This is a genomic window from Ruegeria sp. BHSA162 (assembly GCF_059613385.1).
Map to the genome: position 1 here is coordinate 1 of NZ_JBXWSK010000104.1, position 10,026 is coordinate 10,026.

The 10,026-nt window shown below is 55.1% G+C and carries 10 protein-coding genes and 1 pseudogene; 4 read left to right on the plus strand and 7 right to left on the minus strand.

From position 1 onward, the window contains the following. Window positions 1-13: 13 nt before the first annotated feature. The 5 genes from AC2FM5_RS18105 to AC2FM5_RS18125 form a co-directional block, all read right to left on the minus strand. Window positions 14-1,132, minus strand: a complete 1,119-nt coding sequence (locus AC2FM5_RS18105) for a recombinase family protein (protein ID WP_496737250.1) — start codon at window positions 1,130-1,132, stop codon at window positions 14-16. After that, window positions 1,133-1,489, minus strand: coding sequence for a recombinase family protein (locus AC2FM5_RS18110; RefSeq protein ID WP_496737244.1), 357 nt, complete (start codon window positions 1,487-1,489; stop codon window positions 1,133-1,135). Between the two features lie 35 nt (window positions 1,490-1,524). Then, entirely contained in the window at window positions 1,525-2,178 is a 654-nt protein-coding gene (locus tag AC2FM5_RS18115; protein WP_496737245.1) for a hypothetical protein, read from the minus strand. Next, window positions 2,163-2,762, minus strand: a complete 600-nt coding sequence (locus tag AC2FM5_RS18120) for a hypothetical protein (protein ID WP_496737246.1) — start codon at window positions 2,760-2,762, stop codon at window positions 2,163-2,165. Before AC2FM5_RS18120 ends, AC2FM5_RS18115 begins: the two co-directional genes overlap by 16 nt. A gap of 168 nt (window positions 2,763-2,930) precedes the next feature. Continuing rightward, the gene (locus AC2FM5_RS18125) at window positions 2,931-3,143 is read right to left on the minus strand and encodes a helix-turn-helix domain-containing protein (RefSeq protein ID WP_093965312.1); all 213 of its coding nucleotides are present in this window, start codon (window positions 3,141-3,143) and stop codon (window positions 2,931-2,933) included. Window positions 3,144-3,806: 663 nt separating this feature from the next. On the opposite strand from AC2FM5_RS18125, the gene AC2FM5_RS18130 reads away from it, so the two are divergent. Next, entirely contained in the window at window positions 3,807-5,360 is a 1,554-nt protein-coding gene (locus AC2FM5_RS18130) for a tannase/feruloyl esterase family alpha/beta hydrolase (protein ID WP_170445107.1), read from the plus strand. A 212-nt stretch (window positions 5,361-5,572) separates the two neighbouring features. On the opposite strand, the gene AC2FM5_RS18135 is transcribed toward AC2FM5_RS18130, so the two are convergent. Then, window positions 5,573-6,931, minus strand: coding sequence for a tetratricopeptide repeat protein (locus AC2FM5_RS18135; protein ID WP_496737248.1), 1,359 nt, complete (start codon window positions 6,929-6,931; stop codon window positions 5,573-5,575). Window positions 6,932-7,047: 116 nt separating this feature from the next. On the opposite strand from AC2FM5_RS18135, the gene AC2FM5_RS18140 reads away from it, so the two are divergent. Then, window positions 7,048-7,290, plus strand: coding sequence for a hypothetical protein (locus AC2FM5_RS18140; RefSeq protein ID WP_170448978.1), 243 nt, complete (start codon window positions 7,048-7,050; stop codon window positions 7,288-7,290). 35 nt (window positions 7,291-7,325) lie between these two features. Next, window positions 7,326-8,954: a sulfatase-like hydrolase/transferase gene (locus tag AC2FM5_RS18145; protein WP_245222650.1), complete on the plus strand. Its 1,629-nt coding sequence runs from the start codon at window positions 7,326-7,328 to the stop codon at window positions 8,952-8,954. A gap of 119 nt (window positions 8,955-9,073) precedes the next feature. Here the strand turns inward: AC2FM5_RS18145 and AC2FM5_RS18150 are convergent, their stop codons facing one another. Further along, the gene (locus tag AC2FM5_RS18150) at window positions 9,074-9,772 is read right to left on the minus strand and encodes a hypothetical protein (RefSeq protein ID WP_496737251.1); all 699 of its coding nucleotides are present in this window, start codon (window positions 9,770-9,772) and stop codon (window positions 9,074-9,076) included. A gap of 144 nt (window positions 9,773-9,916) precedes the next feature. Between AC2FM5_RS18150 and AC2FM5_RS18155 the strand changes: the two are divergent. Continuing rightward, a pseudogene (locus AC2FM5_RS18155) lies at window positions 9,917-10,026 on the plus strand (DDE-type integrase/transposase/recombinase); the annotation flags it as partial.

Below are 10,026 nucleotides of genomic sequence, written 5' to 3' on the forward strand. Positions count from 1 at the left end.
TAGCTCGTCAGGCTCATAACCTGAAGGTCGCAGGTTCAAATCCTGCTCCCGCAACCAAAACAGTCCAACAAAACACCGAACGAGCCGCCCAAGGGCGGCTTTGTTCGTTCTGGGACACACCCAACGCAAGCAAACCTGCCAGTTCACCGACAAGTTCAATCCTATATTCCCCATCTTCCGGGACCAATCGAATCTCTGACAACAGGCCGCGAATGATGGATGATGCCTCAGCTTGCGAAGTGGGATCGCGCAATGCCGTGGTTAAATTGGCGACTTGTTCCCGATACACATCGGACAATCCGGGATGCAGCAAAACCGGTGGTTCATCAGAGGCGGAGGCGATCAAGGCTTCGAGTTCCGATTTGCGAACCTCCAACGCTGTCAGCTTATCCTTCATGCTGGCGTGAAACATGCCATCGCTGATGGCGTCTATGAGATGTGCGATCTTGCGCTCGATCTGCGCCAGATTACGTGTCGCGTTACTCCGTTCCTGTTGAATGGACCCGGCAAGACGGTTGTATTCCTCTTGATAGGCTTTAGTGAATTCCGCGATCAGATCAGGGTGCAGCAACTGTTCCTTGAGGCCGGACAGAACAAGATCCTCCAATTCCGAGCGTTTGATCGTAAGCCGATTATCGCAGGTGCCTTTATTCTTATGAGTGGAGCACCCGTAATACTGCTTTCCGACTTGGATGACACCGCCGCCGCAACACCCACAGGTCAGCATACCCGAAAACAGATGCCGTGCCCGCTTGGAGCGGCCAAGCTTCCTGATGCCATCACTAATTGCGGCGTTGCGCGTCCTTTCTTGCCGCGCTTTCACCGCGTTCCAAAGGTCATCGGACACAATCCGTAACTCGGGCACGTCTTCTATGACCCAGTCTTCAGGAGGGTTTGGGCGGGCTTGCCGCTTGCCGCTGTCCGGGTCCTTGACGAAACGCTGCCGGTTCCAAACCAACCGCCCGATATAAAGTTCGTTGTTCAAGATACCGGTGCCACGCTGGTGGTTGCCGTAGATGGTTGATGCGCCCCATGTGCCCCGAGGTCCGGGAATGCCTTCTTCGTTCAGATTGGAGGCGATGTTGCGCGGGCTCATCCCATGGCTGTAATCCCGAAAAATACGTTGAACGATCTAGGCTTGGCTTGCATTGATCCGCCGTTCCCCTGTGGTGACAGACCCGTCTGCGCCCATGTCTCGCACAACGTCATAGCCGTAGGTGATCCCACCGGCTGACTTTCCCTTGCGCACACGTCCCTCAAGGCCGCGATGGGTCTTTTGAGCCAGGTCTTTCAAGAACAGGCTGCTCATAGTTCCCTTGAGGCCGATATGCAGTTCGGAAATCTCTCCCTCTGCCACGGTGACAATCGGGATGCCCTGAAACCGCATCTGCTTGAAGAAGGCGGCGATATGTTCCTGATCCCGGCTGATGCGGTCAAGACCCTCAGCCACAACGACGTCGAACACATTGGACCGCGCGTCTTCCAGCAATCGCTGGTAGCCGGGGCGGAGATGCGACGCTCCGCTCAGCCCCCCGAGCGGGCAGAGATCAAATGTTTGTCCAAATCCAGGTTCGCGAGGTTTTTGATGCGCATGGGACAGCTCAGGAGGATCGTCAGTGCCGCTGCATGCATCGCCGCCAGAGCGCTGTCGCGCCGGGTCGGATTGTCGTCCGCCCGTGCCATCAGCGTGTCCGGCAGGCTCAACAACAAGGCTACGTTCTCCCAATCATTGAACTGCGCAAGGCGTTCTGCGTTCTTGGGGCTCATACCGCGCGGATTTGCAGCGACCCGTTTGTGAATGCCTTTAAGCGCCTTGAGGGTGGCTTCCTCCGCGTTCAGGTGATGCCGTGCAATGGCGATGCAGGTTGCTGCAACATTACTCAGCCCGGACGGCAGACCGTCGCTCCCACGCCGATCTATGATCTTCAGGATGGCTGTTTTGAGATTGCACGCCGTAATCAGCACAGACAGGCTGGTGAACTTCTCCGGGCTTTGCCCGGAGGTTACCAGCGCGTCGAGCATCTGCCGCAGATGGGCTTCGGTGTTGCGCAGGCTGGTCTCGCGCAGCGGTTTGTCGGGCCCGTCATCGCTGAACAGATCACGTTGCGCCAAGCGGTCGACATAAGCTTTGATCTCTGCTTGCAGACTTTCCGGGTAGTCCGTCAGCGGGCGGGCCACATAGCGGCCGACGACAAGCGGTTCAGCTGGGGAAGATCGAGACCGTGTTTGTCAATCACGTGGTTCCATGTGTCGATCATGGACTGGATGTACCTGGCCGGTTCGTTCTTCAGCAGCACAGCGTCGAGGGTTGTCCGAAACGCCTGAACCACTTCGCCACCAATGTCCTTGGGCGAGATCGACCGGGCACTGCAATAGCGTGCAAACCGCATCAAGCCCCAAACCTGATGGGTGGATTGCACGGTCGTCAAAAACGCGCCCCACTCCGGGGTCAGTTCAGATTTGGCTTCAAAATCTTGCAACACCCCGACCGCACGCAAGGCACTGGCCAGATCGCTTTTGGTGGTGCTGAGGGTGTTGGGCTTCACCCCGCAGGCGGCGGGATGCAACGATGCCAGCAGTTTGCGCAGTTGCGGGATGTCTGTCGGAATATCCGACGGAGGGCGGTTCATGTATGTACTGATGCGCGAGATCGCGGACAGCTTGGACTGTTGACGTTTCTTGTTGGGGTCGGGATTGGACGTCAGGACGTCCAGAACCTCGGCCAGCGTTGTTGGTAGCTGGATCTCTTGGTGGTGTGTCATGATAAACCTCTTCGGTTTTGAAATTGGGGACAAAAGGGGACAAACGAGGACAGGCAGACCCATAGCGGCCCTCTTGCGGACATTCGGGAAAACAAGGGTATGAATTTATATCCGAAATCCATGACCCCGTTTTCCCGAACGCCGGAAAAGCCGAATTTTGTGAAGGCCTTAGAGAACATGGGCTGCTGCCTGATTGCCGCGTTGCTGGGCAAGGGCGTGCAGGTCGCTGCGCGCAATGCGCCAATCGCGGCCTAACCGTGTCGCAGGCAGTTCGCCGGATTTGATCCAGCGACGAACGGTCTTGGTGCTGATGCGGAACAGCGCAGCGACATCGCGCACGCTGAGATAGGCGGCATCCTCTGTGATCGGCAGATCAACCATGATCCACCTCTGGGTCTTCACCGTTGCAACGGGTTGCGAAATCCGAACGCGCAGCCTCGCGTGCCAACAGCCGCACAAGGTTGATCAGGGGTTCAGGAATAGTGAAATTGGGCGGGTTGCCCTTGGGATCAGAAGACGAACACGTCATCGATACGTTCCTTATAAAGGAACCGCTCGAGACAATGATCGCGATGTTCTGGCTTCGGAGCGCACTCCAGACGACAAAACACTGACCTCAAACGAGATCAGGATCATTGCCATCGAGTGCGTCGAGAACGAAGTGCCGTCCTGTCCAATCCCAATATTGGCGGCCCAGCCATCACGGCTGGTAGGTTGATAGTTCTTTCAGTTTATCTGACGCGTTTAGTTATATCAACCTATTGTTTTGTTTACCTTTTGCTTACTTTTTACAGAAATTATGGTTGCCGTGAGATCGAAAGTACTATGGCGGATTTTTCAAAGTCTTAGTAATAGTTGTTTCTCACAAAAAGCGGCCATTCGTTTGCAGTCCACCGAGCGACTGCTTAGAGCCCCTCGTGGACTTTCAGAATACGTACCACAGACGGCGACACGAGCTCAGTATAGCTTATGTCACAGCCCCATGTTTACGATTGCCATTTGAGGTTACTATCCCAATGGCAAATCCAAGAAGAAGGGGAAGGCATGTTAAAAGCTTTTGCAAAAATCGTCATGGCAGGTTTTGCGTTGCACGCCCCTGTAGCCGCTTGGGGCCAACCGGCCTGTAACTTGGACGCGCTCATTCCGCTTCCGGATGTCGACTATCTCGTCGTGCAGCCCTCGGAGGACCCGGCCGCGCATTGCTCGGTCACCGGCGTGATCGGCGGCAGGATACATTTTGAGCTTCTTCTACCAGACGGCTGGAATGGCAAATTCGTCATGGGTGGCGGGGGCGGTTTTGTCGGATCAGTGATGAATACAGCGCTTCTGTACGGAGCGCTTCAATCTGGGTACGCGACGGTCGGCACCGATACCGGACATCAGGGACATCCCGCAGATGCCAGCTGGGCTCTTAACGATCTGGAGGCCTTGGTCAATTTTGGACATCTGGCGGTGCATCGGACCGCGGTCACGGCCAAGGCCCTTACGGACGCATACTACGGGCAGAAGATTTCTCGCAGCTACTTCACCGGGTGCTCTCGCGGTGGCGGGCAAGCAATAATGTCTGCGCTGCGTTATCCCGAAGATTTCGACGCGGTCGCTGCAGGCGCCTATGCTGTTGACTGGACCGGTATCGCGGTTCAGGCCACCCAAATCAATCAGGCAATGTACCCCGACCCGAACGATTTAGAGCAGGCGGTCGTTGGGCCGGAAGCACAAGCGCTGGTAGAGACTTCCTATCTGGCAGCCTGCGATGCGTTGGACGGGCTCGAGGATGGCATCCTCAACGATCCGCGAACCTGCACATTCGACGTTGAAAGCCTGCAATGCGAAGCAGGCGAGTTCGAGGGCTGCCTGAGCGCCAAGGAAGTCGCCGCGTTCAAGGTGGTCTACGACGGTCCGAAAGATGCTGCAGGCGAAAGCCTCTACTACGGTTTCCCATTCGGCGGGGAAACCGCCGAGGGTGGTTGGAGCCGCTGGTTGACGGGTGGAATGAAGTACCAGGACGACGACGCCGGCTTCCAGGAAGGCGTCGGATCGGGTGGGTTTGAAGAACCGGTTTCTCCCAGCGCATTCTTCAGTTTCGGAAATGGGATCATGCAGAACTTTGTCTATCATGATCCCAACTGGACGTATGAGAACTTCGATTTCGGCACATACGAAAATGATGCGTCAGCGGCTGCAGAAACTTTAAATGCTACAAACCCCGATCTGTCGATGTATCGCGAACGTGGCGGGAAGATGCTGTTGTACTCCGGTTGGTCTGATAACGCACAATCCGGGCTGGCGATGGTCGGCTACTATGACGACTTACTTGCACATGATCCAAGTGCTGCCGAGGATGTCCGACTGTTCATGATGCCCGGAGTGGAGCACTGTTTTGGTGGCCCTGGTCCTTCTTGGGTGAATTTCCTCTCTGAGATCGATAATTGGGCGGAGACAGGTGAGGCACCAGACGAGATCATGGCCTATTGGCTAGACGAAAAGGCTCAGCCTGCTGGGGCCAGACCTATTTGCGCCTATCCACAAGTCGCAATTTATGTCGGCAAAGGTGACCCTCGGGACCCGTCGAGCTTTTCATGTCGTACCAGCGATTGACGCTGTTCCGGCGAATTTTGAATGACCGCTCCGTCCGCAATGCAGTTATTCGCCCAAACTCTACGAACGCCTGCTTAGAGCCCATTTTGACCAACGCTGCGTAACGTTCGAATGGCAGGAATTCGAATGAAGCAGACATGGTGCAATTGGTGAGCATTCGGTCTCAATGCCGTTGAGAGAAACTCAAGCGGTCGCAATGCGAAATCACACTCCTAACTTGGTGGCTTCCAATTGGCTTGTCTCATGGCGTCACCGAGGTCTTGCCCGTATTTCGGATTTGCAAAAAGTTTCTCAAACAGCGCATCCACGCGGCTGTCCGGCCACTCGCGTGACAGTTGTTCTGATAGAGACTGAGCTTGAGCCTTATTCCCCAACATCTGATGTGACGCCATTAGGTAAGCAACAGAGACAGGTCCGACAGGGCCACCCTTTTCCGTTACTCGTTCAAAGGCTGACACAGCACCTTCATAGTCCTTCAGATGGAATTTTGCAGACCCCATTGCGTTCTGAAACACATAAGCCCGTTCTAGCTCAATTTTTGAGAGTGCGTCCTCGCTAATCGCTACGACTTGTTCAAATGAACCGGAATATAGCAGGACCAGCGACACGAACTCCAGCACATGGACGTCGTGTGGTGCCAAACGCTGTGCTCGTTGTGCAAATTCAATGGCGTCAATCCAGTTTCCCTTGGCAAATTTGACCCAGGCCATTGCGGATTGGCTCCACCCAGTTTCCGGAGCCAATTCGATGGCCCTTTTGGCCTGAGTGTCAGCGTAGTTCAACATGTCCCAAGCGAGGTCGACGTCGGATGTCAGCACTGCAATTGTGGCGGCGACTTGTGCAGCGCCTGCATAGCCGCCGAAATAGCTGTCGTCGTTTTCAATTGCCCCCTTGAATATGGTCAGGGCCGCTTCAAGACGCGCAGGTTCTAAAGCCGGAAAGATCAGGTCCCGACCAGTATTGGCCAGATTTACAGCCTGTAGACGCATTGGGGATGCGTTAAAAATTGCGCTGCGCTCGTCACGGCTCAGGCCATCTACGGATAAATCAGTCGGAAGATCCTGCTTTGTCGAGCTCATCCAAAAAACAATCGCAACACAGCCTAAAATGATAATCCCGACAATCCTAACACTTGGCCGAGCCCATGCGCGCGCACTGGTTTCCAGCTCTGAGAATCTGGGCTGTGCCGTTTCGGAGCAGCTTTTCAAAATCCGAGGTGCGTAACCACCCTTTGGCAGTTCAAACACCGTTTTCTCGTCCTGCCCGTCGGCAGCGTAATACTCAGCAAGCTTTCGGCGCAGGCGACCAGCATCGACCCGAACCACGTTTTCACGGCGCGACATCTCTGACAGGGTCCCACCATAAACATCCATTGCGATGGTCTTGGCACGAATATCATCGGCCCGACCATTGAGCGACTCTTCAACCACATACACCAGAAAGTCCTGCAAGCGCTGCGAACCCGCGAAAGTCGAAGACCTGATAAGCCGCTGAAGTGCCGCCCGAACATCTTTTGCAGCAGGCGACCCGCTCTCATTCAGTGGAGAAGATGTGTCTTTGGTTAAACCCATATTTTCAGTAAGTTACGCATCTGATTACACCGTATTATGCCCCGATATACCTATTGTTAACAGTGAATTCGTCCAACACTCCCCTAAACCAGCTGATCCATTGTACGAGCTCCGAAATGAAAGGCATCGCCCTTGATATCCTGTTTCCGAACCATCAGGCCGCGATTGTGGACCTAAGGCGGGCGGACACCGTTTTCGATGAAATCTGCCGAGACTATCAGCTTCTAAGTGACGAGTACCTCTCCGTGAACACTGAGCCGGGAAGTCGGTCGTACCCGATTGCCCGCGACATCCGCGAGTCTTTGGATGGTCTTCGGGATGAAATTGCTGAATCGCTGCGGCGTGCAGGGAAGATATAATTCAAATAGGGGAAGGGAAACCGATGAGATCAATATTGAAACATGCCACAGCCATGGTGCTGATTGCTGGCGCGGGTTTTGCCCAAGAAGCGCCTATCATACACGACGGCGAGTTCGAGTTTCTCCGCGCGCAGTTTGGCGAGCAATGGGATGCTCAGGATGCGGAGATAGAAGTTAAGCTTGCCGAGATCCGTGACGCGAATGGAGGACAACCACCCAACATCCTCTACATTCTGATTGACGATGTGAGTTTCGGTCAAATGGGCAACCGGACGATGAACTATGTCACCGGTTTCGATACGCCCAACATCAATGACTTTGCCACAGAAGGCATGTCTTTGATGCGAATGTACACGGAGCCATCCTGCACACCGACTCGAACGGCGATGTTGACCGGTCGACATCCGGTGCGCGCGGGCGTGGAAGAGGTCAAGGTCGCCCTGGTCGGCGAAGGTCTTGGGTCCGAGGAGGTCACCATCGCCGAAATCCTCAAGGAAGTAGGGTACAACACCGCGCACGTCGGGAAATGGCACCAAGGCGATATTGAACAGGCCTATCCGCACAATCAGGGCTTCGACTGGGCGGCTTTTCCCTTGCATCAGCAGGTTCAGCTGAGCTTGATGACACGTGATGCGATGGTCGCCAACAATATGCTTGGTTACCATTGGTCAGGGCAGTCCAACCAGTTTCAATTGGACGAGCGGTTCAAACCCTATGGCCTTGTGACCGGCGTAGAAGGTGAAGCGGGTGGTCTGGCTCGCGAAGTCGAAATGGAGCCCGGCGAAGAATGGACCCAGGCGAAATACGAGGAAATGAACTTGCGCTATCAGCGTCAAGCATTGGAGCAGCTGGAGCGGCTGGCTTCGCAGGACGCGCCATTCTTTATGCAATACTGGCCACTCTATCCGCTGAACTTTGCTTATCCTGATCAGGCCGTATCCCGCAACGGCGGCTTCCATGCGGACAAATTGCAGGTTCTGGACGGTTGGATCGGCGAGGTTTTGGCCAAGCTGGATGAAACCGGCAAGGCGGATAATACCGTCGTCATGATCATGGCTGACAATGGCTTGATGTATCATTATGAGGGGACCTCCGGCCTGAACCAACTGATCTATCGCGGCGGAAAGACACAGCACCTTGAAGGCGGTGTGAGAACTGATGCGTTCATCCGGTGGCCCGGTGCAATCGAAGCGGGCAGTGCGGCAGGTGACATCGTTCATGTCTCGGATTTGTTTTCTACATTTGCCCGGATCGCAGGCGCGACAGACCACATTCCACGCGACCGGGTAATTGATGGAATCGATCAGACGGCATTGTTGCTCGAGGGAGAAGGCAATTCGCGCCGCGATTACGTCTATGTGTACGAAGGGCCAGTATTGCGTTCGGTGGTGAAGCAAGAGTTCAAGATGCATCTGCCAGCCCCCGGTCAGCCAGGCGCGGCGGCCCCTGTCTTCAATGTCTATCGCGATCCCCGTGAAGAACATCCGCTTGTCGGGTATTCACTGTGGTCCGGGGCGTCTTTCCAAGACATGGTAAAGCGCCATCAGAAAACCATCGTGAAGCACCCTCACAAACCGCTCGGCAAGGGTGTCCCTTATGAAGGAATTGAAAATCTCAGGCCCGAAAGCGAATTGGCCCGAGAAGTCTTTTCAAGCTGGCAATGACGAACTTGAGACGGCGGTGCCTACGGGTCGCTGCCACCCGAGCCGAACGCAGCATCATGCACTTCGGGCTCAATGCGGTCATACAAGTGTTTTGATAGGAACGTCTGCTTTCAAAAGGATTACGCTTTAATCATGCATTTTAACTGCGTTCGACAACGGCGGTTGCGCTCTCCCGCAACCAGCGATACTTGCGAAACCGCCTCAGCCATGTCGGCTTGGGCGGTTTTTGCTTTTTTGCCAGACGCTAAGGCGAGAATGCCGGCAAGATCTCCATGCAGATCAATGTCATATCCATCTTCAGACGGTGTCAGCACCACCTTGTCGATCAGAGCGCGCAGCGCTTCCGCAGCCTCGCTACGCACGTCGGGTTTATTGAGAGCGTTGGCAAGATCGCTGACTTTGGAGTGATAGATGTCTGACAAGTTGGGATGCAGCGTCGGTTGCGGGGCTGGTGCCGCCTCCAGGTCACTCTCCAGCTTGACCTTCCTCTCTTCCAGCTCAGCCATTTTGCCTTTGACGGTGGACGTCGGCGCTCCGTCTATCAGCGCTTGGATCAAACGTTCCAGCGCGTGATTGGTCTTTGCGAGTTCGGCTTCTTTGGACGCGCGAGACGATTGGGAGGTGTTTCTCAACCGGTTGGTCTCTGCGACGAACTCTTCGCAAAAGACACTGAATAGGTCTGGGGCCATCAATTGGTCGGAGAGCGCGGTGAGAACCCGGTCTTCAACTTTGGTCCTCGCGATGGACTTGCGATTGTTGCATGTGCCTCTGTTGCGCGCAGAAGAGCAACCGATGTGGGTTTGCGAAATGACTGACATGCCGCCGCCACAGACCCCGCAGGAGAGTAGACCTGACAGCAGGTACTTTGCCCGTCGGGCGCGGCCCAGTGCGTGCCCCCGGTTGGTCCGCTTAGGGAGAGCCGTTCTTTTTTGGCGTGACTTTGCAGCGTCCCAAAGTTCCTGAAGCGTGTGCAGCAGCTGCGCGCGTTCTCGAAATGGAAGTGGCACGTGGACGAGGTTTTCGTAAAGGTGAATGGCAAGCGACATTATCTGTGGCGTGCAGTAGATCACGA